19 protein-coding genes are annotated in these 21,353 nt (G+C 60.3%); 8 read left to right on the forward strand and 11 right to left on the reverse strand.

Annotated features, from left to right (window positions below; all coding sequences use genetic code 11):
• Nucleotides 1-155 precede the first annotated feature (155 nt).
• Nucleotides 156-833 carry an MIP family channel protein gene (locus tag E5W70_RS04130; protein ID WP_292654243.1) on the reverse strand — a complete coding sequence of 226 codons (678 nt, stop codon included), beginning with the start codon at nt 831-833 and terminating at the stop codon, nt 156-158.
• A gap of 347 nt (nt 834-1,180) precedes the next feature.
• On the opposite strand from E5W70_RS04130, the gene E5W70_RS04135 reads away from it, so the two are divergent.
• From E5W70_RS04135 to E5W70_RS04145, 3 genes are all read left to right on the forward strand, one after another.
• The gene (locus tag E5W70_RS04135) at nt 1,181-2,470 is read left to right on the forward strand and encodes an RsmB/NOP family class I SAM-dependent RNA methyltransferase (RefSeq protein WP_292654245.1); all 1,290 of its coding nucleotides are present in this window, start codon (nt 1,181-1,183) and stop codon (nt 2,468-2,470) included.
• A gap of 145 nt (nt 2,471-2,615) precedes the next feature.
• Nucleotides 2,616-3,074, forward strand: coding sequence for a PaaI family thioesterase (locus E5W70_RS04140; RefSeq protein ID WP_292654248.1), 459 nt, complete (start codon nt 2,616-2,618; stop codon nt 3,072-3,074).
• 152 nt (nt 3,075-3,226) lie between these two features.
• Nucleotides 3,227-3,889, forward strand: a complete 663-nt coding sequence (locus E5W70_RS04145; RefSeq protein WP_292654251.1) for a 5'-methylthioadenosine/S-adenosylhomocysteine nucleosidase — start codon at nt 3,227-3,229, stop codon at nt 3,887-3,889.
• Here E5W70_RS04145 and E5W70_RS04150 read toward each other — a convergent pair.
• Nucleotides 3,861-4,187 carry a hypothetical protein gene (locus E5W70_RS04150; RefSeq protein WP_292654254.1) on the reverse strand — a complete coding sequence of 109 codons (327 nt, stop codon included), beginning with the start codon at nt 4,185-4,187 and terminating at the stop codon, nt 3,861-3,863. The two genes, E5W70_RS04145 and E5W70_RS04150, sit on opposite strands and share 29 nt — an antisense overlap.
• 71 nt (nt 4,188-4,258) lie before the next feature.
• On the opposite strand from E5W70_RS04150, the gene E5W70_RS04155 reads away from it, so the two are divergent.
• Both E5W70_RS04155 and guaA read left to right on the forward strand, forming a co-directional pair.
• Nucleotides 4,259-4,792, forward strand: coding sequence for a MarR family winged helix-turn-helix transcriptional regulator (locus E5W70_RS04155; protein WP_292654257.1), 534 nt, complete (start codon nt 4,259-4,261; stop codon nt 4,790-4,792).
• A gap of 55 nt (nt 4,793-4,847) precedes the next feature.
• Nucleotides 4,848-6,410, forward strand: a complete 1,563-nt coding sequence (gene guaA / locus E5W70_RS04160; RefSeq protein ID WP_292654259.1) for a glutamine-hydrolyzing GMP synthase — start codon at nt 4,848-4,850, stop codon at nt 6,408-6,410.
• 346 nt (nt 6,411-6,756) lie between these two features.
• Here the strand turns inward: guaA and E5W70_RS04165 are convergent, their stop codons facing one another.
• On the reverse strand, nt 6,757-7,107 hold the full coding sequence (locus tag E5W70_RS04165) for a helix-turn-helix domain-containing protein (RefSeq protein WP_292654261.1): 351 nt from the start codon (nt 7,105-7,107) through the stop codon (nt 6,757-6,759).
• An 89-nt stretch (nt 7,108-7,196) separates the two neighbouring features.
• Between E5W70_RS04165 and E5W70_RS04170 the strand changes: the two genes are divergently transcribed.
• Both E5W70_RS04170 and E5W70_RS04175 read left to right on the forward strand, forming a co-directional pair.
• The gene (locus E5W70_RS04170; RefSeq protein WP_292654264.1) at nt 7,197-8,036 is read left to right on the forward strand and encodes an NAD(P)H-binding protein; all 840 of its coding nucleotides are present in this window, start codon (nt 7,197-7,199) and stop codon (nt 8,034-8,036) included.
• A 249-nt stretch (nt 8,037-8,285) separates the two neighbouring features.
• Nucleotides 8,286-8,927, forward strand: coding sequence for a DsbA family protein (locus tag E5W70_RS04175; RefSeq protein ID WP_292654267.1), 642 nt, complete (start codon nt 8,286-8,288; stop codon nt 8,925-8,927).
• 708 nt (nt 8,928-9,635) lie between these two features.
• Here the strand turns inward: E5W70_RS04175 and E5W70_RS04180 are convergent.
• The 4 genes from E5W70_RS04180 to E5W70_RS04195 form a co-directional block, all read right to left on the reverse strand.
• Nucleotides 9,636-10,448 carry an SDR family oxidoreductase gene (locus E5W70_RS04180; protein ID WP_292654272.1) on the reverse strand — a complete coding sequence of 271 codons (813 nt, stop codon included), beginning with the start codon at nt 10,446-10,448 and terminating at the stop codon, nt 9,636-9,638.
• A 162-nt stretch (nt 10,449-10,610) separates the two neighbouring features.
• On the reverse strand, nt 10,611-11,114 hold the full coding sequence (locus E5W70_RS04185) for an SRPBCC domain-containing protein (RefSeq protein ID WP_292654275.1): 504 nt from the start codon (nt 11,112-11,114) through the stop codon (nt 10,611-10,613).
• A gap of 3 nt (nt 11,115-11,117) precedes the next feature.
• Nucleotides 11,118-11,717 (reverse strand): NAD(P)-binding domain-containing protein, encoded by a 600-nt coding sequence (locus E5W70_RS04190; protein WP_292654277.1) that lies wholly within the window; start codon nt 11,715-11,717, stop codon nt 11,118-11,120.
• A gap of 108 nt (nt 11,718-11,825) precedes the next feature.
• Nucleotides 11,826-12,560: an SDR family oxidoreductase gene (locus E5W70_RS04195; protein WP_292654280.1), complete on the reverse strand. Its 735-nt coding sequence runs from the start codon at nt 12,558-12,560 to the stop codon at nt 11,826-11,828.
• A gap of 263 nt (nt 12,561-12,823) precedes the next feature.
• Here E5W70_RS04195 and E5W70_RS04200 point away from each other — a divergent pair, with 263 nt between their 5' ends.
• Complete coding sequence (locus E5W70_RS04200; protein ID WP_292654282.1) at nt 12,824-13,720, forward strand: LysR family transcriptional regulator; 897 nt, start codon at nt 12,824-12,826, stop codon at nt 13,718-13,720.
• A 371-nt stretch (nt 13,721-14,091) separates the two neighbouring features.
• Here E5W70_RS04200 and E5W70_RS04205 read toward each other — a convergent pair whose 3' ends face one another.
• The 4 genes from E5W70_RS04205 to E5W70_RS04220 all read right to left on the reverse strand — a co-directional run bounded on the left by E5W70_RS04205 (nt 14,092) and on the right by E5W70_RS04220 (nt 21,309).
• Nucleotides 14,092-16,392: a mechanosensitive ion channel family protein gene (locus E5W70_RS04205; RefSeq protein WP_292654284.1), complete on the reverse strand. Its 2,301-nt coding sequence runs from the start codon at nt 16,390-16,392 to the stop codon at nt 14,092-14,094.
• A gap of 356 nt (nt 16,393-16,748) precedes the next feature.
• Entirely contained in the window at nt 16,749-17,819 is a 1,071-nt protein-coding gene (locus E5W70_RS04210; RefSeq protein ID WP_292654286.1) for an adenylate/guanylate cyclase domain-containing protein, read from the reverse strand.
• A 3-nt stretch (nt 17,820-17,822) separates the two neighbouring features.
• Complete coding sequence (locus tag E5W70_RS04215) at nt 17,823-18,314, reverse strand: Rab family GTPase (protein WP_292654288.1); 492 nt, start codon at nt 18,312-18,314, stop codon at nt 17,823-17,825.
• A gap of 16 nt (nt 18,315-18,330) precedes the next feature.
• A complete protein-coding gene (locus tag E5W70_RS04220) occupies nt 18,331-21,309 on the reverse strand; it encodes an OmpA family protein (RefSeq protein ID WP_292654291.1) in 2,979 nt (992 codons plus the stop codon).
• Nucleotides 21,310-21,353 lie beyond the last annotated feature (44 nt).

Genomic DNA, 21,353 nt, shown 5'->3' on the forward strand with positions numbered 1-21,353 from the left:
GGGCAGAAGTTCGTCAGGGATTTCGCTGCGGCCTGGACCAAGGTGATGAACGCCGACCGTTTTTGATCTCGCGGCCTGATCCGGGCATACGAATTTGTCGATGCAAAAAAAGGCGCGGGCCTCGACCCGCGCCTTTTTCGTTGGGTTCCGAAAAGTCAGTATTTCTCGAAGATTTCGGTCTTGGCAACCACGCCGGCAATGGCGCCGCCGATCAGCGGCGCGACGATGAACAGCCACAGCTGGCCGATCGCCGCAGTTCCCGAAAACAGCGCCGGTCCGATCGAACGGGCCGGGTTGAGCGATGTGCCGGTCACCGGAATGATGGCGAAGTGCAGGCCCGCCAGCGTCAGGCCGATGACGAGGCCGGCGAAGGCCGTGGTGTGCTTGGCGTTGGTGACACCGAGGATCACGGTGACGAAGGTGAAGGTGCCGATCAGCTCCCATAGGAAGGCCGAACTGACGCCCCATTTCGTCACGTCCCAGCCATTGGCGCCGAAGCCGCCAGTGTGGCCGCCGACCTGTCCGGAGACGATGATCCACAGTGCCAGCGACGCGATGATGGCGCCGATGATCTGCGCGATCCAGTAGGGAATGACATCCCTGGCCGGCATCCGCCCGGCGAGGAACACACCGAGCGTCACCGCCGGATTGAGGTGCGCGCCCGAAATCGGGCCGATCGCATAGGCCGCCGCGATCAGGCCGATGCCGAACGCCAGACCGATACCTTCCTGGCCAAGCGGCAGCGCGCCGCCGAAGCCGCCCGTCACCACCGAAGCCGTGCCGATGAACACCAATAGAAACGTGCCTAGAACTTCCGCCAGATAAGTCTTCATTGCCCTCTCCTCGTATCGACCCGCGGGTCCGCCTTTTTCTGCGACGCGAATCACCGCGCAAAGAGTATTCGCAACCGCAAAAGTTGCAAAGCAGAGCAGTTGCACCAGTCGGCGTGCTTGTGCGTGTCAGACAAGCACATTAGAGACTTGTAATATATTGATCGAATTATTTGGCTCCGCATGCCGACGCGCGCTTGGTGGCGGCGGCTCGCGATGCACCAACCCACATTCGTCACCCCCTTGCATGGATTGTCTCGCCGTCGGGGAAACAGAACTGTTTCAATCAGGACACGAAAAGCTCTAAGAGCAGGGCCGGATTTTATTTTGCTGAGTAATGGAAGACGACAATGAGACTGGGCGGGCGGCTGGCGGCAGCCATCGAAGTGCTTGACGACATTGGCCGGCGTCACCGGCCGGTGGCCGATGCGCTGAAGGACTGGGGCCTGTCGCACCGCTTCGCCGGTGGCGGCGACCGCGCCGCGATCGGCAACATCGTCTATGACGCGCTGCGCCGCAAGCGCTCGGCCGGCTGGCTGCTCGGCGAGGATACGCCGCGCGCCATCGGCTTCGGCGCGCTGCTGCTCGAATGGGGCCAGACGGCGCAGTCGCTGAACGAGGCGCTCGAGGGCGACAAGTTCGCGCCGCCGCTGCTGAACGCCGACGAACTAACAGCGCTTGCGGCTCGCCGCCTTGCCGATGCGCCGCCGGCGGTCAGGGCAGACATCCCCGACTGGTGCATGCCGCTGTTCGAACGGGCGTTCGGCACGGCCTGGGTGGAAGAGGGTGCCGCGCTGGCGACACGCCCGCCGCTCGACCTCAGGGTCAACACGCTCAAGGCCGATCGCGGCAAGGTGCTGGCGGAATTGGCGGAGACCGGCGCCAAGCCTGCCCGGATCGCGCCGCACGGTATCCGCATCCCGCCGATCGAAGGCGATGGCAGGCACCCGAACGTGCAGGCCGAACCGGCCTTCCAGAAAGGCTGGTTCGAGGTTCAGGACGAGGGTTCCCAGATTGCGGCCGAACTGGCCGGCGCCGAACCTGGCATGCAGGTGCTCGACTTTTGCGCCGGCGCCGGCGGCAAGACGCTGGCGCTGTCTGCGGCGATGGACAATCGCGGCCAGATCTTCGCCCATGATGCCGAGAAGGCAAGGCTGGCGCCGATCTTCGACCGCATACGCCGCTCGGAAAACCGCAATGTGCAGATCGTCACCAAGCCGGCCGAGCTCGCGCCGCTCGGCAAGCATATGGACATCGTCCTGATCGATGCGCCCTGCACCGGCAGCGGCACGTGGCGGCGCCGGCCGGATGCCAAATGGCGGCTGACGCAAAGGCAGCTCGACACCCGCAAGGGCGAGCAGGAGACGATCCTCGATGCCGCCAGGGACTTCGTCAAACCCGGCGGCCTGCTGGTCTATATCACCTGTTCGGTGTTCGACGAGGAGAATGGCGACCAGGTTTCGGCCTTCCGGGATCGCCATCCCGGTTTTGCCCCGGTCGATCACCGCCAGCTTTGGGACAGCCGTTTTGCGGGCCACGAAGCGGCAGTGCGTATTGGCGCTGCGGGCGGCATTTCGCTGTCGCCATTGCTGAGCGGCACCGACGGCTTTTACTTCTGCGCGCTGCGGCGGACCGGCTGAACGGTTGCCGGATGTCGCCGATCTCGCTTCTTATCAGCAGGTTTAGCCAATTGCTGCAGTGCAGCATTTGCGATTGCCTGCCGCCCACCCCTCTGCGATAAATGCCTTTGCAATAAGATTTGTCGAGAAACGAAGGTCGACGGCCATGGCAGCAAAGATCGTTCCTGCTCCCGATTATGAGGACCGCGTCAGGACGTCCTTTGCGCGCCAGAACGCGATGATGACCATTGGCGCCGAGCTGACGCTGGTGACGCCCGGCATTATCGAGATCGAAATGCCCTATTCTGCGGCACTGACCCAGCAGCACGGCTTTCTTCATGCCGGCGTCATTTCGACGGCTCTCGACTCGGCCTGCGGCTATGCGGCATTCTCGCTGATGCCGGAAAATTCCGGCGTGCTGACCATCGAGTTCAAGGTCAATCTGCTGGCGCCGGGCCGGGGCGAGCGTTTTCTGTTCCGCGGCTCGGTGACCAAGCCCGGCCGCACCATCATCGTCGCCGACGGCCAGGCCTATGCGTTCGCCACCGACGGCGAGGCCAAGCTGATCGCCACGATGACCGGAACGATGATGACGGTGCTCGGCCGCGACGGTATCGAGGGGTGAGGAGCGGTCCGCGCAGCGGACGAAAAGCCCCTAAATGGGCTTTTCGAGCGACGAACGCCCGGAGCCATAGCGAAGGGCCGGGGGCCGGTGAGGGCACGTCGCCCTTCTTACCTTCCGGCTCCGGTGGTAGGGCCAGAAAGGAGTAGATCGTCGTGACCTGTAAAGTGTCTCGCCTGTCCGGCAGATCCGTTCTTTTCGTCATGGCGGCCGAGGCCGAATACGGTCCACACCTGCAGCGGCTGTTCACGCCGCTGCTGACCGGCGTCGGGCCGGTCGAGGCCGGTGTCGGGCTCAGCGCCGAACTGTCCCGGCGGGCGGGCGAAAACGCGCTGCCGGATCTCGTCGTGTCGCTCGGGTCGGCGGGCAGCCGGACGCTGGAGCAGACGGAAATCTACCAGGCCGTTTCAGTCGCCTACCGCGACATGGATGCCTCCCCCTTGGGGTTCGAGAAGGGCGCCACGCCGTTTCTCGATCTGCCGGTGAGCGTGCCGCTGCCGTTCAGGATACCAGGCATCAGGCAGGCGACGCTGTCGACCGGGGCGGCAATTGTCACCGGCGCCGCCTACGACGCGATCGCCGCTGACATGGTCGACATGGAAACCTTCGCCTGCCTGCGCGCCTGCCAGCTGTTCGACGTGCCGCTTATCGGCCTGCGCGGCATTTCCGACGGCGCGGCCGATCTGAGGCATGTCGGCGACTGGACCGAATATCTGCACGTCATCGACGAGAAGCTGGCCGGGGCGGTGCAACTGCTGGAACAGGCGATCGCCTCCGGCGCGATCGACTTCAAGCTTGTTGGGGCGGCAGGTTCTTAGCGTTGCCGAACAGCACGCCGATCATCCTGAAGCGAACGGCGTTGTCGCGATTGACGTAAGTGACTGACCCGGGCTCATGATCGAGAGTCCAGCGTCCGGTCGCGCCGGTGTCCCAGTCGGCGACATAACCGTCATCGAGCATCCGCCAGCGCCCGCTTCGCGCCTCGCCATCGTCGAGCAGCATGTGCGCGGCACCCTCGCTTTCAAAAAAGACGTAAGCCTCCTTGCCGTTTCGTTCCAACACATGGGTCATCCCCGGAATGAGCATTGCAAGGGTTTCCTTCCGAAGTGCTGCCATGATTTCCTCCTGAATTGAAGTCGCCGATTGCCTTGACCGGCATCGCCACTTAGAGTGAACCAGTAGTCAAGATGCTTGACTATGTATCGGGTGAGAAGAATTTGGTCAAGAGCCTTGACGAAAAATCCGAAACGCTGCCGGATCACATAGGTTGGCGGCTGTGGCAGGCGAGCCGCGCCTGGCAGACCGAATTCGCCGCGGCGATGCGCGCTGCCGGCCATCACTGGTTCACCGAAGCGCGTGCCGGCCTGCTTGGACACATCCCGCGCGGCGGCATGCGCCAGTCGGCGCTGATCGAGCGCTCGGCGATCTCAAAGCAGGCGGTTCAGCAATTGCTCGACGGCTTGGAGACGGAAGGTGTGTTGCAGCGTCTCCCCGATCCGCAAGACGGTCGCGGCAAGCTTGTTCGCTACACGCGCAAGGGCCTGGACGCCCTCCGCGATGGCGACCGCATCAAGCTGCAGATCGAACGGAGCTATGTTGCCCGCCTTGGTCATGAGCGTTTCGCAGCGCTGATGGGCGCTTTGCGGTCACTCGATAGAACGCAAGCTGATGCATTGGACAAAGCCTCTGGCGTTCAGGACGACGCACCGGAATCGAAGTGAAAGCGCGACCTCGCAACCCATTGCGCCGACTCGTTTCTTTCTCTAAACGCTCGCCATGAAAACAGCCAATCATCCCGACACCGTCCTGATTGTCGATTTCGGCAGCCAGTTCACCCAGCTGATCGCGCGCCGCATCCGCGAGGCCGGCGTCTTTTCCGAGATCGTGCCCTTCCAGTCGGCCGAGGCGGCGTTCAAGCGCATCAACCCGAAGGCGGTGATCCTGTCCGGCGGCCCGGCCTCGACCAGCGACATCGGCAGCCCGCGCGCGCCGCAGATCGTCTTCGATGCCGGCGTGCCGGTGCTCGGCATCTGCTACGGCCAGATGGCGATGTGCGTGCAGATGGGCGGCGTCGCCGAAAGCTCCGACCATCGCGAATTCGGCCGCGCCTTCGTCGAGATCGCCAAGGACAGCCCGCTGTTCGAGGGCCTGTGGGCGCCCGGCCAGCGCCACCAGGTGTGGATGAGCCATGGCGACCGCGTCATCACCCTGCCGAAGGGGTTCGAGGTGCTCGGAAAATCGGAGGGCTCGCCCTTCGCCATCTTCGGCGATGTCGAGCGCAAGATGTACGGCCTCATGTTCCACCCCGAAGTGGTGCATACGCCGGACGGCGCCAGGCTGCTCCGCAACTTCGTCCACAACATCGCCGGCATCGAAGGCGACTGGACGATGCGCGCCTATCGCGAGCACGCGGTCGAGACGATCCGCAAACAGGTCGGCAAGGGCAAGGTGATCTGCGCGCTGTCGGGCGGCGTCGATTCCTCGGTCGCGGCCCTGCTGATCCACGAGGCGGTCGGCGACCAGCTCACCTGCATCCTCGTCGACCACGGGCTGATGCGCAAGGACGAGGCGGCCGGCGTGGTGGAGATGTTTCGCCAGCATTACAATCTGCCGCTGATCCTGGTCGACGCTTCGGACCGTTTTATCGGCGCGCTCGAGGGCGAGTCGGACCCCGAGAAGAAGCGCAAGACCATCGGCCGGCTGTTCATCGAAGTGTTCGAGGAGGAGGCCGAGAAGCTCGGCGGCGCCGATTTCCTGGCGCAAGGCACGCTCTATCCCGACGTCATCGAAAGCGTCTCTTTCAGCGGCGGACCGTCGGTGACCATCAAGTCGCACCACAATGTCGGCGGCTTGCCCGAGCGCATGAACATGCAGCTGGTCGAGCCGCTGCGCGAATTGTTCAAGGACGAGGTGAGGGCGCTCGGCAAGGAGCTCGGCCTGCCCGACAGCTTCATTGGTCGGCATCCGTTCCCCGGTCCCGGTCTCGCCATCCGCTGCCCGGGCGGCATCACCCGCGAAAAGCTGGAGATCCTGCGCGAGGCCGACGCCATCTATCTCGACGAGATCCGCAAGGCCGGCCTCTACGACGCCATCTGGCAGGCCTTCGCCGTGCTGCTGCCGGTGCAGACCGTCGGCGTCATGGGCGACGGCCGCACCTACGAATTCGTCTGCGCATTGCGTGCCGTCACCTCGGTCGACGGCATGACGGCAGACTTCTACCATTACGACATGGCATTCCTGGGCGCCGCCGCCACCCGCATCATCAATGAGGTGCGCGGCATCAACCGCGTCGTCTACGACGTGACCTCAAAGCCGCCGGGCACCATCGAGTGGGAGTGACGGGGCGTGCTGTGGAGTAAAGTAGGATAGGATATCGCGCTGTAGGTAATACCAGCACGGCAAAAGTAGCCGATACTTCTCAATTTGCGATGATTGGGATCAGCCGGCATTAGCGTCGGCTCCAATGATACAAACCCTCGGACTGCAGAGGTCACGTTCCGAGGATTTGTATCAAATCCGGCTGTGCCTGGTGTGGGGCGGTCGCGACCAGCATTCCTTGTCGAGCGCCTTCGACTATGGCTAGTTCCGCGATGCCTTCGACCGGCCGCGGGATCGTCTCGGCGGATGCGCTTCCGCTTCCGACGTCGGCTTTCGAACTTGCGCTCCGCGGGTCTTGACCTTCTCGCTATGCGGCTTCCTCCGACTGGACGCGGTCGAGCACATCGTCGGGAAGCGAATCTCCCCAATCCTTCATCGAAAGGAGAATGTCTTGCAGGGACATTCCTAGCGGCGTCAGTTGATAGACCACCCGCGGCGGTGTCTCCGCATAGGCGGTGCGCGTCACCAGACCAAAGAGTTCAAATCGGCGCAGGCGGTGGGTCAGTGTATGGGCACTGATGCCCTCTAATGCGACGCGAAGCTCGGTAAAACGCCGAGGGCCGTCAAGCAATTCGCGAATGATCAGAGTCGCCCACGGCCCATCCAGCACGAGCAGGAATCTCGCGACGCCACACTCTGGCAGTCTTTTTTCGCCCATAGCGTTTTCTTCTATTAGTGCATTTGACGTAACTGATGCACGTGCTGCACTAATGGGCATGCCAAGCCTATTTTGTCAAGGAGAACAACGTGTCTTATGCTATTCATGCCGCCACTGGCGCGCAGGGCAGGCCCCTTCATGCCCGCCTACTCGCGACCGGCAAAAAGCCCATTGCGCTCGTTCGCAACACTGCAAACGTCAGCGATGGCTCTGCCGTCGCCGTGGATTATGCGTCGGTGAATTCTTTGGTCGCGGCCTATCGCGGCGCCGAAGGAGTGTTCGTGCATCTCCCGGTGGCCGCTGAACCGCAGCGAGTCCAGTTTGCCCAAAACATCGTAGCCGCCGTCAACGAGGCAAAGCCAGCGCGTGTTGTCGTGTTGTCCAGCGGGGCGCCCATCGATCTGCCTGGCACCAGAGGGAGCGCCGTCATGACGCTGGTGCACGGCATTCGCGAGTCCGGCGTTTCACATGCAATCGTGGCGCCGCGGCTTTATCTCGAGAACCTCTTGCTGCCATTCGTGATTGATGCGGTGCGATCGGACGGCGTGCTGCGCTATCCCATCCGCGACGATTTCAGCGTGTCGTGGAGCTCCCACCTCGACGTGGCCGAGGTCATCGAGCGTCTCCTGACGGACCACAAAGTCTCTGGAGTGGTGGGGCTTGGTCACGTCCCCGGTTTGCTTGGCAAAGACTTGGCCGCTGGTTTTGCCGAATATTTCGGTCGTGCCGTCAGCTTCGAGGCGATGACGCCGCAAGAACTCGGCCAACGCATCGAACCGATGTATGGCGACGCGGCCGGCGGCGTCGTCGCGCTCTATGACGCCTTATGGCAGGCACCCAACAGTGTCATCGCGGAAGACACCAGCGCACAAGCTTTGCTAGGTCTGCGTCCGCTTGGCGTCGAGCAGTGGCTGAAGCAGACGCTCTAGCGAGCCTGAAAAGGTCCGAGGGCGGCAAAGAAGCCTAAGGCGGAGGTCACGCGCAAGCTGCCCGAGCACCAGGTCGGACAGCTGCTCTCGGATTGCGGTCACCAGTGCATGGCAGGACGAACGTTGGCGAATGCCAGCGTGCAGCCAGACCGAATAAATCCCGACGCGCCAAATCGGAAAAGAAAGCCTCGGCACTGTTCCGCGATGGCCTCACGCCAATCTCAATTCAACGACTTAGCGGAAACCGATATGTATCCCTTCAAAGAAAAGTCCGTAGTTTACGTTTTCGACGCATACTGCGGCTGGTGCTGGGGCTTTTCCCAACGCATAAGCGAGTTTGAACGATCAAACCGGGATCGCGTAAAGTTCTCCGCCATTTCGGGTGGTCTTTTCACAGGGAGTCGGATTGTTCCCATCTCCCATTTGACCCACGTTCCGGAAGCCACTGAGAGGATTATCCGTCTAACCGGCGCTGAATTCGGCCCGGACTTCAGGACGATCGTCGAACAAGGCTCCTTCGAAATGGATTCAGGTGCTGCCGGAGCCGCCATGGCCGCCCTGCGGGCACAGGCTCCCGATCGCGCCGTCCATTGGGCCAAGCAGCTGCAGGCCGCATTCTACACTCATGGCCTCAGCCTCTCCGAGCCGAGCACCATCGCTGCCATAGCGTCCGCAAATGGCCTCGATAAGGACAAGGTATTGCAGTCCATTACCGATGGCACAGCACAAGCTCAGGCTGAAGCGGACTTCGCCTTGACCCGCACCCTGCGAGTATCTTCATACCCGACGCTGCTCTACATCGATGGCACTAGCGTCCACCAGCTTCCCGCCACCGGTACGCCACTGGTCACGCTGAACGGGGTCCTGGACGAATTGCTAGCGAAAAAATAGCCGCCACAGCGACAGAGCCGCCTTCAATATTGGCCACCGAAAGTTGGCCATAAGTAGCCCTTGTATTGCCGGCGAAAGCCGATGGGGGTAATCCGTCTCGCGCTTGAAGAACTTGGCGAAGTTGGTTGCCTCCCTCGAAACCCAGGGGGTTCATGACCCAATGCCCGTGATCCATCGATCCAAGGTCGAAATGGTCGTATTGATTTAGTCAGTTACGACGGTACTTTGTCGGAGGCTTGGATTCGACCTTCACCGTTCATGGCTGTCCGCGAAATGGCCGATAGGTGTCGATAGTTCACAGAATTTTTTCTGTCCGGCCGTTGCTAAAAACCCAGTAAAATCAATAGGCTAACTTTTTGACGGCCTCATTCGCGGTGCTCGGCGCGGAAATAGAAATTTTCCGCAATAAAATCAAGTTCTTAGAGTAGAAAAAATAATCGAGTGGGAATGAAGGGGAGTACTGTCGACCCCTGAGCATGGCACGGAAGACTCTCGGCGAACTGCTCCCGTCGATAGTTGCCGATAGTCCGTCCGTCTGCTGGTTAGCTTAGTCACCGAACCCCGCTCCGAGAGAACGAGTCCCGCAAACGACATTGGCTAAATTCCACCCCAGATAGGTCCGGGCAGACGGAAGATCGAGTCGAGCGCGTCGGCTGATACCGTCTTCCTTGTCTCGGCAATCCACTCGCGGTCCATTCTGCCCCTTAATCAGGCGACGAAACGGACCACGCCGCCATCCACCCGCAGAGCCGCGCCGGTTGTCGCCGAAGCCTGCTCCGAGCATGCGTAGATGATCATGTTGGCCACCTCATCGGTGGTCGCGAAGCGTTGGATGAGGGTGGTCGGACGCATCGCCTTCAAGAAGCCCTGTTCGGCCTCCTGCTGAGTGATTCCGTTTGCGCCAGCCTGCTTCGCCATGAAGTCGCCCAGGATCTCAGAGCGGGTAGGTCCCGGCAGGACGGCGTTGATTGTGACACCCGTGCCCGCGACCGCCTCGGCGAGCCCGCGCGACACCGCGAGTTGAGCGGTCTTGGTCATGCCGTAGTCGAGCATTTCCTTGGGGATGTTGACTGCGGACTCGCTGCTTACAAACACGACGCGGCCCCAGCCTTTTGCCACCATCCGCGGCAGGTAATGACGGGTCACGCGCACGCCACTCATTACGTTCAACTGGAAGAGGCCAAGCCAGTCCTCGTCGGGGATCTTCGCGATGTCCTCGACGCCATTGTAGCTCCGGATGTGAGCCGTACCAACATTGTTCACAAGGATATCGGCGTCCGGCGCCTGCGCGATCAAGGCCTCGGCACCCTCCGCTGTCGCAAGATCGGCGGCGATGCCCGAGATGTCGCTTCCGGGAAAGGCCTGCCGCATCTGCCGCACCGCCTCGTCGACCCGGGTATTCCCACGGCCGTTGACGACGACCGATGCACCGGCACGGGCCAACCCCTCCGCCGTCGCGCGGCCGATACCGGCGGTGGATCCGGTGACAATCGCCTTGCGGCCCCTGAGTTCAATATTCATATCATTTATCTCCAATGGTAGATGGGTGATCATCCGCCGATCCAGGCTGGAAGCGCCCGTCGTCTGTTGAGTACCGACAATATTCGGACGAAGGCAGGCCCAGTACTGTTCGGTCGAAAGCGTTGCGGCCCAAGCAACGGGCCAGGCCTCAAGACAAGCGCATCAACTTGCCTTGCTTACCACTTCCGCCTCCGCAGCGCGGGCGAGGCTTTCGACCCATTCCTGGTGATAGCGGTAGAGGGCACCGGGATGCTTGCGCCCGAGTTCCTCAAGGAACCAAGGGCCCTGCTGCGTTTCTTCGGTCAGCACATGGCAGCCATCGACCGTAGGAGTGATGACCCAGCCGTGGTACGCGCTCGAGCCGGTCTCATCGCCGTCGACTGTCGTCGTCCACGCGAGCCTGCGGAAGGGTTCACACTCCGTCACGACCAGACTCATCGGAAAGCCAACCGTCACCCGGCTGTATCTGGTTTCAAGCGCCAGTTCCGGCTTGCCGGTCAGGATCTTGACCTGATCTTCGGCGGGAAAGTAGCTCGACCAATTCTCGGCATCAACGAGCAGCTTCCAGACCACTTCAGGCGGCGCCTTCACGTCAATGTCATTGAGTGCGTAGATGGCCGACGTTTTCGGATCATATCGCTCGGGCCAAATCACATGGTCATACATCGGTCACTGCTCCTTCTTGAACAGGTCCTGGAAGATGAGCTGGCCCCAAGTGCGGCCGCGTGCGTGCACCAGCGCGCCACCCTCGTTGAGCTTTCCCAGCTTGACGGGTGCGAACCCGAGTTGTTTGGCCAAGGCCGCCACGGGAGCGGTCGCGTCCTCGTCGTCGCTCGACAGAAAGACGACCCGGTGGCTGCCCTCGACGATCGGATCGGCAGCCAGGGTGGCCGCAATCAGGTGATTGAACCCTTTCACGAACTTGGCGCCGGTGAACGCCTTCGCGACGACGGCAGAGGCCGGGAGACCGTCCAGCTCTTCAGGGACCGGAAAGAGATTCATAGCGTCGATGACCATCTTGCCTTTCCAGCTCGGCAGGGCTTTCGCAACCTCGCGATGCTCCCCGAACGGGACCGCCAGGATGATCGTGTCGGCCTCGAGTGCATCCCGCAGCGACTTGGCGACGACCGTGGGTCCAATCGCCCGAGCCTGCGGCGCCAACGCCTCGGGCGGCCGGCGGCTTGCGACGGTCACGTCGATGTTTTTACGGGCGAAGGCGTGGGCGAGGGCCTGGCCTATCTTACCGAATCCTACAATTGCGTAGCTCATAATCTTCTCCGATTTGTTTTGAGATTGGTTCGCGGCTTTCAAGGGCGCTGGGTTATCCGGTCCGCTGTGGCGACCGCGTAGAGGTCCTGCGGTGAATGAGACGCGATTTCAGATGGCCGAGAAGCCGCCGTCGACAGACAATTCCACCCCATTCACGAAGCTCGAATCGTCTGAAGCAAGGAATACCGCGGCCGCCGCAATTTCCTCAGGACGCCCCATCTTTCCCCGCGGGATCAGGGATTCGAACATCTGCTTCGCTTCTTCAGTGAGAACTTGGTCCTGCATCGGTGTGGCGATCGGCCCCGGGTGCAGCACGTTCACCCGGATATTCCTGCCCTTGAGTTCGTTGAGCCACCCGCGTGCGAATGCGTGCAGCGCCGCCTTGCTCGCCGCATACACGCTGTAACCCGGAAAACCTTTGATCGAAGCAACTGACCCGGTCATGAAGATCGATCCGCCGTCGTTGAACAGCGGCAACGCCTTCTGAACCGTAAACAGCGTGCCGCGCGTATTCAGGCCGAAGGTCGCATCGAAGTGCTGTTCGGTAATCTCGCCCAGTGGGACGGCTTCGCCTGTGCCGGCGCTCGCGTACAGGACGTCGATCCTGCCCTTTTCCCGCTTGACTGTATCGAACAGGCGGTCGAGGTCGTCGAGATTGGCCGCGTCGCCGCGCACGCCGGTCACGTTCCGGCCGATCAGCTTGACGGCCTCGTCCAGCGCCTCCTGTCTCCGGCCTGTGATGAAAACATAGGCGCCTTCTTCAACGAACCGCCTGGCGCTCGCCAGCGCCATGCCGCTCGATCCACCCGTGACGACTGCAACCTTACCCTCAAGCTTTCCCATGACTTCTCCTTTCGTGTTGTCGGGACAGCATCTGCCTCCGAGAGCCTCGAAATGGGGCCGCCGGCGTCAGTTGTTGAGTGCGGAAGCACGCACATCGATGGTGCAAAATCGATCCGGCTGGACGCCAGCCGCGACGATCGGTGTCCGCCGTTCGGAATTGGGCCGCCGCGCTCGTCGACATAGGCGATGATGACCGCCCGTACTGCTGTTCGATGTGTTAGATACGGCTTTGGAAGGCGCACCGCGCGGTGCGGGATTGCACCATGATCGACTGGGATGACGTTCGCTACTTTCTTGCCGTCGCGCGCAGAGGCTCAGTGCGGGCCGCCGCCGAGCGCCTCGGAGTGAATCACTCGACCGTGCTGCGACGCATCGCACAGCTCGAGGAACGCCTCGGGGCGCAGATGTTCGAAAAGCTGCCTTCGGGCTACCGCCTGACGGCTGCGGGCGAGGAGGTCCTCGAGCTCGCGAACCAGATGGAAGCGTCGTCGCACCAGCTGGAGACGCGCGTCTTCGGGCGCGACCAGAGCGTGCGCGGGCTTCTGCGGGTGACGTTGGCTCCGACCCTCGCGACACACCTGCTCATGCCGGACTTCGCCGATTTCGCGCGTCTGCATCCGGACATCGAGATGGAAATCTTGTCGTCCGGCGAGCTGGCAAATCTGACCAACCGAGAGGCCGACGTAGCGATCCGCGTCGTCTACGACCGCAAAACCCTGCCGCTCAATCTTCACGGCCTGAAGGGACCGGAGCTGTTCGGCGGGGTCTACATGTCTCGCGATCGACTAGCCGCGTGGCGTGCGGGTGCGCCCGATCCCATCCGGTGGATCGTCATAAGCATTCATGGAATTCCGGATTGGGCCAGCGAGGGTGAGGTTCGTACCACGGGGGTTCCGTTCAGGACCACGGACGGCGAGGCGCAGATCGTTGCAGTACGGCAAGGGCTCGGGATGACGACACTGCCGTGCTTCGTCGGAGATGCCGACCTCCTACTGGTGAGGGTGCCGGGCACCGACCTGCACATGTACGGAACGCTCTGGCTTCTCACACAGGGGGAGACACGCAAGACGAAGCGCGTGCAGCTCTTCACGGAGTTCGTATCCCGCAGGCTCGCCGCGTACGCTCCGCTTCTCGCGGGGCTGTCCATATCGCGCGACTGACGCGCGGCAGGTAGCCGATGGCGCTGTCTCGAGCGTACCGCTGTATCAACTACGCAGCCCGACATAAAACTCGCGACCGACTCTGGTTGTAGGCAGCCTCGCGACGGTCTTTTTTGGGAACTGCCTCGCCACAAAGCATTGAAATAGATCCGTTCGTTGGCGTTCGGCATCTATCGGCATGTAGAGGTTGACGCCAACGCCACGTCTAACGGACTCCGGCATACTGCCGGCCGAATTTTTCAAGGTACCGTCAGGGTCGGTGAGGCTCGTGACGGTGCTTTTTCGTCTTAAACGGTAGAAGATAAAAGAGTATCCCTGCCACGGGCGATGCGCGGAAAGTCGCGTTGTGACCGGCAGGTGTCACAGTTTTTCTACTCCGTTGTGCTAGCTTTTTTCCTGCGTCGAATAGTGTGCGACTGCGCGACGGCCATTTTCAACTCGGGTGTGATCTCCAACGGCGCATTCTCTGCCCCATGTGGGTTCTGTAGCCCCTGGACCTGGACGGTCGGAAATGGGAGTTCGATGCCCTGCTCCTTGAAGACTTGGCGGAGGCGTACATAGAATTTGCGTTTCATACCGAAGGCGCCTCCCGGTCTGGTTGTAGCCTTGACCCTCAATACGATGCCGTACTCGCCGAACTCCTGTACGCCCTGCATCTTGATCGGGTCGAGCACCCAGTGTTTGAACTCGGGATCTTCCGCCAGTTCGAGGCCGATCCGCTTGATCAGCTTGCGAGCGAAGTCGATATCGGTGTCATAGCCAACGGTGATGTTGAATTTGTCGATGACCCAGTCACGGCTCTGGTTCTGGACTGCCCCGAGTTCACCGAAAGGTACCGTGAACAGCGGACCACGATGGTGGCGCAGCTTCACCGAGCGCAGCGAAAAGCTTTCCACAGTACCCTTGTAATTGCCCGACGAAATGTATTCGCCAACACGAAACGCATCATCGAGCAGAAAAAACACGCCTGAAATGACGTCCTTGACGATGGTTTGTGCCCCAAAGCCCACTGCGACGCCGACGACGCCGGCGCCGGCGATCAATGGGCCGATCTGGATACCCAGCGAGGCGAGCATCATAAGTACCGCCATCACGATGATCGATGCGAGCAGAATGTTCTGGAGGATCGGCAAGAGCGTGTGCAGCCGCGCCTGCTGCGGATCGAGGATCGGGACCTCCTCGTCGCTGATCACAGGGTGCGGTATTTCGATGCCCAGCTTTCGTTCGATCAAAGCTTTGATAATCGACCAGCCGAAATCGGCTGCGAGGGCAATGACCACGACATTGATCAAGCCGCGCAATATGAACGTCGTCGTCGTATCGCTGTCCCGCATGGATTGCATGTCCAGACCCCAGACACGTGCGAGAAAGTAAGCCGCCACCAGGATATAAATCATTCGGATTCCGCGATCGATGACAGCGATCGTCACCGCCGGGATCGTAGGCCGGCCGACATCTTCCGAACCTGGCCGCAGAACGAAATTAACCCCGCGCTGCGTCATCACGATTGCCAAAGGCAGGAAGAATGCGGCGAAGGTAAACCAGAAGTATGTATACAGGCCGGCGATGCGCTGCAGGAACAGGACGACGAAATAAGCAGTCAATAGCCATGTCGCTTCCGTGTGACCGATGTGGCGCGCACCGTCTCGCTGCGTTCTTGGCCGACGCCAAATGGCGAGCAGCAGGAGCAACAGCAGCACGAAATCGGCGCCCAGTGACAGGACCATCATTCCGTCCTGATCGATGCCGAGACCTGGCAAGAGAATAAACGCGGCGCCGAAGAAGGCGAAGACGCCGACGATCCGAGGTAGCCAATAGGACCAATGGTCAGCCGCTTCGTTGGTGATCGGCAAAGCACGAACCTCGACAGCGTTCTCGACGTTCATGAAGGAAGGGACGAGCATGGCCATGACGTACATGCGCACACCCCATGTAACGACCGCCGCCATCAGAAATGTCAGTACAATCTCGCGGATAAGCATTGGCCAGTCGAACAACATGAACGCGCCGGCGCTGCCCAGTGCGAAAGAGACGATCAGCATGCTGGAATAAAGCGCGCGCCCCCCAATCTTCTTGGCTCGCCCAACGGGCGTATCCTTCGGTTGAGCGATAATCCAAAGACGAAATGGACGGGTGAACTTGTACGTTGCCCAAGTGAGTGCCAGGCCGGCAGCGATGAACATCGCAATCAGCACAAATACGCCCGCAGACCCCTTGCTGGACATATCCTCCATCGTCTCTGCCCGAACGCGCGCGAACTGGCCTGGCAGCAAGGGCAAAGTTCGCACGATTCTTTCGATATGATGCCTGATCCGATCGAGCGTCGAGGATGCCATCGTATTCATCTGGCCGGGTGCGGCCACGGCACCGGACGATGCGTCGGCCGGCGAAGCTCCTGCCTCGGCAGGCGCTCCCGTTGACCCGGCGTCCTGATTTCGCTGTTCGGCCACCCAGGCCTTCACTGACGGATCGTCGAGAAGCTCGAATAGCTGTTTGACCCTTTCAGGCGGGACCGTCGCCGGCGCCTGCGCCTGTGCCGGACCAGCCAACAAGAGGGCGATACCGAAGACGAGCGGCCTGGCAATCAGGACAAACATCGCAATCAGATGTCGGAGACGTCGTGCCGGGCGCACCAGATTCCTGGCTTCCAATCGTCGAATCATGAGTGGCATCGTGCTGTAACCTTCCGGTCAAATCGGCAAGCAACGACATCTATGTCCGCCGTTGTTCCTACCTTGGAGAAACCGATGTTGTGGTGCAAGACGTCATCGTTCCGAGCTAGACCTTGCGCCAGGTACTTGGCGGTGTTTATTTAGCCGCCGGGGCAGGGCATTCCGACCTCGGCCCAGGCCTCCGGCCGTTCTATGAACTGGGCATGACGTTAATCTCCAGGATCCGATGCCCTGATTTGACCCGGGACAGACCTGTGGCGGTCGCCCGACTGCTTCGCGCACCGCTGCGGACATTCGAAACCATGATGTTGCTTGAGATGCAATGCGCTCCAGGATCGGCACTGCCATGCGGCAAATCAGGCTGGGAGCCGCCACATTCGCACACGACCTGTACCACGCAATTCCGTTTCCGCGAGTGGGTCGCAAGCAAAATTTGGTCCAAGCAGTTGATGAGTTGCATCCGAAATACGGATTTCATCGGGCTCCGCGGACGTTTGGATACGTGCGGCGAGATTAACGGTGTCGCCCCATAGGTCATAGGCAAACCGCCTTTTGCCTATGACGCCCGCCACGATTGGTCCTGAGTGAATTCCAATTCTGAGTCTTATCGGTTCTCCTGCGAAGCGTTCGAGCTTAACCGCCTTCCGCAGTTCAAGTGCATAGTGCGCAAGGGCTTCCGCATGATCGGATCGCGCGGCGGGCAGGCCAGCGACCACCATAACACAATCGCCGATTGTCTTGATCTTTTCGCAGCCGTATCGCTCCGAGAGCAGATCCGCCGCCTTGAAGAAGTAATTTAAAATAGCGAGCGTCGTCACGGCTCCGACGTTCCGCGCTCTTTCCGTAAAACCGACGATGTCGGCAAAAAGCACACTCACCTCTGCGTAGTTGTCTGCAATTTCTTCGTGCGCTTTTAGCCGCTCCGCGATAGACGCCGGAAGAATGTTGAGGAGCAGGGCTTCGGCGCGCTGGTATTCACGCGACAATCCCTCTTGGCTCGCCCTCAACGCCTCGTTCATCGATTGTAATTTCTCGTTGAGTTGACGCTCCCTCTCTTGCAGGAGCGTCATTTCATAAGCCTTCTGTTGAAGTCGCTGCCTATTGTCGCGTTCGGCAGTGGCGTCAAGAAAGAGCAGCCACACGTAGGCATTGTCAGCAAAAAGATGGAGGTCCGCGACACGCCCGCTGGGCAGTTCGACCATGGCCATATGATATGGAAGCTCCGGGCAAGGCAGCAAACCTTCCATGAATTCAAGCTGCTCGGCAACAGGCTTACCTATGCGAACTGATGAGAGCCCGTAATGTTCAACGTTACCGCCCTTCGCAGCTATGCAAAGCTCGGCGTCGATTTTCAGATATGCGACGGAGTGCTCGTTGTCGAAGAAATCGTAAATCCAGCTTCTGACTTCTCGTGGCAATTCATGCATGGTCTATTTGCTAACCATCGAAGCAAGCTGACGAAACGCATCATCAACATGTTCACCCGAAAGCGCACTTGTTAGATAGATTTGCCATCCACGTTGCCTCAGTTCGTTGATTTCACTATCCGATATTGCCCACCGATCGGCCAGATCGGATTTGTTGAACAGCAATACAAACGGCATAGCGCCGAATTCCGCCTCGGCCCGCTCGCGCAACGTGAGCGCCACGGCAAGAGTAGCAGCGCGTGTTCCATCGACGACAAGCACGAGCCCGCTCGCACCTCGCACATAGCTGACGCGGAATGAGCCGATATCGTCTTCGCCGGCCAAATCCCACAAAATCAGATCCACGGTTTTGTCCGGGAATGCGACACTCTTCTTGTCGATTTTCACTCCCACCGTGGTCAAGTAGGTTTCTGAAAAGATGCTTTGCACAAACCTGCGAACCAGACTCGTCTTTCCGACAGCGAACCCGCCCAACATGCAGATCTTCTTTTGCAATTTCCTGGGCTCCGCCCTAGTGGAAGTTTACCGTAACCGAAACTCTGCGGTTGGCGGAGTTCCCAGTTCGGCTATTTTCAATCTCCGCTGGCTCAAAGGTGCCCGCGCCGCGAACCAAGAGCAATTCCGGATCGACGCCGCGCTTCTTGAGAAGCGCACGAACTGTTTCCGCGCGCGCGGCGCTGATCGACAATTTGGCCGTTTCACGGCCCGTCTCGTCCGAATGGCCGGTCAACATGAACTGTGCTGTTACGCCTGCCTTGCGGGCGTCCTTGGCCAATTGCTTCAACTGATTCGCCAATTTGTCGAGAACCGGCAGTTGCTCTGGTCCCGGTACAGCCTTGCCAGAATCGAAGAAAATGTCGACCGCTTGAATAGCCTCCCTCAAATGAGTGAGTTCCGGAGGGGTCAACTCACGCAACTCGGAGATTTCTAGAGAGAGTCCGTCCGCGGACAGCTGTTGGGCGGCGAGCCGCGCCCGATCTATCCAGGCGGCAGGAGCCTCACCCTGGGCAACGATGCGATCCTTGATGATCGTAAGCCGAACCGATTTCGGCGGAGCCAGAGACGCCACCAGCCGCTTCAGCACGAACTTCGGATCAAGGCTCTGATAGAATTGCCACTGCGAATGAACGCGAGCAGGATCAACGCCTGTTCCGGACAGCAGAGCCTGCGGGTCGGCGGCCTGCGGGTCTCTCAGGCCGGAAATATAGAAATGTCCGCCCCTCGCCGTTTGTTGGGCGACGATGATTCCCGCTTGGGCCTCCAGTCGCGACACATAAGTCTGCCAGTGCTCCGCCGCGCGTGCTTCGGGGCTCACATCACGAACTCTGGAGATGTCGAATTCCGGTCCGCCTGCCGAAAGCTGTCGGGCCGCTGCGCGTGCGCGATCTATCCAGGTGTCGGGAGCCTCACCCTCGGCAACGATGCGATCCTCGACGATCGAAAGTCGTACTGAATCCGGCGGAACCAGCGACACCATCAGCCGCTTCAACACGAACTTCGGATCGAGGCTCTGATAGAATTGCCACTGCGAATGAACGCGGGCGGGATCGACCTCCGTTCCGGACAGCAGAGCCTGCGGGTCGGCGGCAAGCGGGTCTCTCAGGCCGGAAATATAGAAATATCCGCCCCTCGCCGTTTGTTGGGCGACGATGATTCCCGGTTGGGCCTCCAGTCGAGACACATAAGTCTGCCAGTGCTTCGTCGCGCGTGCTTCGGGGCTCACATCACGAACTCTGGAGATGTCGAATTCCGGTCCGCCTGCCGAAAGCTGTCGGGCCGCTGCGCGTGCGCGATCTATCCAGGTGTCGGGAGCCTCACCCTCGGCAACGATGCGATGATTGACGATCGAAAGTCGTACTGAATCCGGCGGAACCAGCGACGCCGTTAGCCGCTTCAACACGAACTCCGGATCAAGGCTCTGATAGAATTGCCACTGCGAATGAACGCGGGCGGGATCGACCTCCGTTCCGGACAGCAGAGCCTGCGGGTCGGCGGCAAGCGGGTCTCTCAGGCCAGAAATATAGAATTGGCCATCGCGCACCTTTTGTTCGGCAACGATGATGCCCTGCTGGCTCCCCAGTCGCGACACATAGGCCTGCCAGCGCTCCGCCGCGCGTGCTTCGGGGCTCACATCACGAACCCTGGAGATATCGAATTCCGGTCCGCCTGCCGAAAGTTGTTGGGCCGCTGCGCGCGCCCGATCTATCCAGGTGTCGGGAGCCTCACCCTCGGCAACGATGCGATCATTGACGATCGAAAGTCGTACTGAATCCGGCGGAACCAGCGACGCCGTTAGCCGCTTTAACACGAACTCCGGATCAAGACTCTGATAGAATTGCCAGCGTGAATGAACGCGGGCGGGATCGACCTGCGTTCCGGCCAACAGCGACTGCGGGTCGGCGGCAAGCGGGTCTCTCAAGCCGGCAATATAGAATTGGCCATCGCGCACCTTTTGTTCGGCAACGATGATGCCCTGCTGGGTCCCCAGTCGCGACACATAGGCCTGCCAGCGCTGCCCGGATTGCCAGGAAAGAAAGAACCAACCGCCTGCGGGAATCAAAACCAGCAGGACTGCAGCCACTACCAGCCACGGAAATCCCTGGTTTGATTCCTCCTGCTTCAGTTCAACGCAGGTCTGCAACTGCGTCTCTACGCCGGCCAACTGCGAACTGTCGCCGTCAAACTGCTCTAGAGCCTGTGAGCATTCATCATGGATGCGAAGCAATACATCGCGAATTATTTCATGTAATTCCTCCGGCGGATTTCCCCGGATCACCGCAACCAAGGTCGCAAACGGTCCAACTTCCGACCAGAGACGAAGCTCCCCGAAACGGATAGTGTCCAGGCCGCTCTGTTCTTTCTCGTTAAATGAGTCCTTTACAAAATCTTGAATTGCACTAAGCATAGAAGAAATGAGTTGAGGATCTTCGCTAGTTGCATTATCAGCAGTTACATGCGCTATCAAAAGACCGGAATTGCGATTGATGAGAAAGACATGTTCCACACGATAGACAAGAGAATGCTTAAGAACAACTTCTGAGAAGCTTGCTCCCGTTCTCCAGGCTTCAAGTCTCCACTTGAGCCCATGCCAGGTAAAAATATGTCTTAAAGTTTCATTCAGCGATTGAAAGGTTTGGTCGATCTTTTCGCCGATCGACTTGCGAATAGCCGGCAGAAACACCGGATACAATATATCCGTAAGCGTACGCGGGCTCTTCTGGATGGACCGTTGCACGGCCCTCTCGACAGCTGGCGCAAGGGCCTCTCCGAGTTGCGCATGAGGCACACGTGCGGCTGCACTGGGGAGAACGCTCCCCACTGCAGCCGCAAGCTGCTCGGGTTCGTCGAGCAGGTGCGTAACTCGCGAAAGCTCCGAAATTTCGCGGCCGACCAGCAGCTGGCGCAGCGTTTCCATGCGAGGATCGGCGGTTGGGATTCCGTCGAGACGCGCACGATAGTCCGGATCAACGTTCCGGGCAATTTCGATCAAAAGGCGAGCCAGAGCCTCGCGATCAATCTCTGTATCGTTCGAAG

The organism is Mesorhizobium sp., assembly GCF_005063415.1.
GTDB lineage: Bacteria > Pseudomonadota > Alphaproteobacteria > Rhizobiales > Rhizobiaceae > Mesorhizobium.

Excerpts from the sequence above, each read along its gene's own strand:
- E5W70_RS04130 (WP_292654243.1), bottom strand. The coding sequence starts at position 833 with ATGAAGACTTATCTGGCGGAAGTTCTAGGCACGTTTCTATTGGTGTTC.
- E5W70_RS04135 (WP_292654245.1), top strand. The coding sequence starts at position 1,181 with ATGAGACTGGGCGGGCGGCTGGCGGCAGCCATCGAAGTGCTTGACGAC.
- E5W70_RS04140 (WP_292654248.1), top strand. The coding sequence starts at position 2,616 with ATGGCAGCAAAGATCGTTCCTGCTCCCGATTATGAGGACCGCGTCAGG.
- E5W70_RS04150 (WP_292654254.1), bottom strand. The coding sequence starts at position 4,187 with ATGGCAGCACTTCGGAAGGAAACCCTTGCAATGCTCATTCCGGGGATG.
- E5W70_RS04155 (WP_292654257.1), top strand. The coding sequence starts at position 4,259 with ATGCTTGACTATGTATCGGGTGAGAAGAATTTGGTCAAGAGCCTTGAC.
- guaA (WP_292654259.1), top strand. The coding sequence starts at position 4,848 with ATGAAAACAGCCAATCATCCCGACACCGTCCTGATTGTCGATTTCGGC.
- E5W70_RS04165 (WP_292654261.1), bottom strand. The coding sequence starts at position 7,107 with ATGGGCGAAAAAAGACTGCCAGAGTGTGGCGTCGCGAGATTCCTGCTC.
- E5W70_RS04175 (WP_292654267.1), top strand. The coding sequence starts at position 8,286 with ATGTATCCCTTCAAAGAAAAGTCCGTAGTTTACGTTTTCGACGCATAC.
- E5W70_RS04180 (WP_292654272.1), bottom strand. The coding sequence starts at position 10,448 with ATGAATATTGAACTCAGGGGCCGCAAGGCGATTGTCACCGGATCCACC.
- E5W70_RS04185 (WP_292654275.1), bottom strand. The coding sequence starts at position 11,114 with ATGTATGACCATGTGATTTGGCCCGAGCGATATGATCCGAAAACGTCG.
- E5W70_RS04190 (WP_292654277.1), bottom strand. The coding sequence starts at position 11,717 with ATGAGCTACGCAATTGTAGGATTCGGTAAGATAGGCCAGGCCCTCGCC.
- E5W70_RS04195 (WP_292654280.1), bottom strand. The coding sequence starts at position 12,560 with ATGGGAAAGCTTGAGGGTAAGGTTGCAGTCGTCACGGGTGGATCGAGC.
- E5W70_RS04200 (WP_292654282.1), top strand. The coding sequence starts at position 12,824 with ATGATCGACTGGGATGACGTTCGCTACTTTCTTGCCGTCGCGCGCAGA.
- E5W70_RS04205 (WP_292654284.1), bottom strand. The coding sequence starts at position 16,392 with ATGCCACTCATGATTCGACGATTGGAAGCCAGGAATCTGGTGCGCCCG.
- E5W70_RS04210 (WP_292654286.1), bottom strand. The coding sequence starts at position 17,819 with ATGCATGAATTGCCACGAGAAGTCAGAAGCTGGATTTACGATTTCTTC.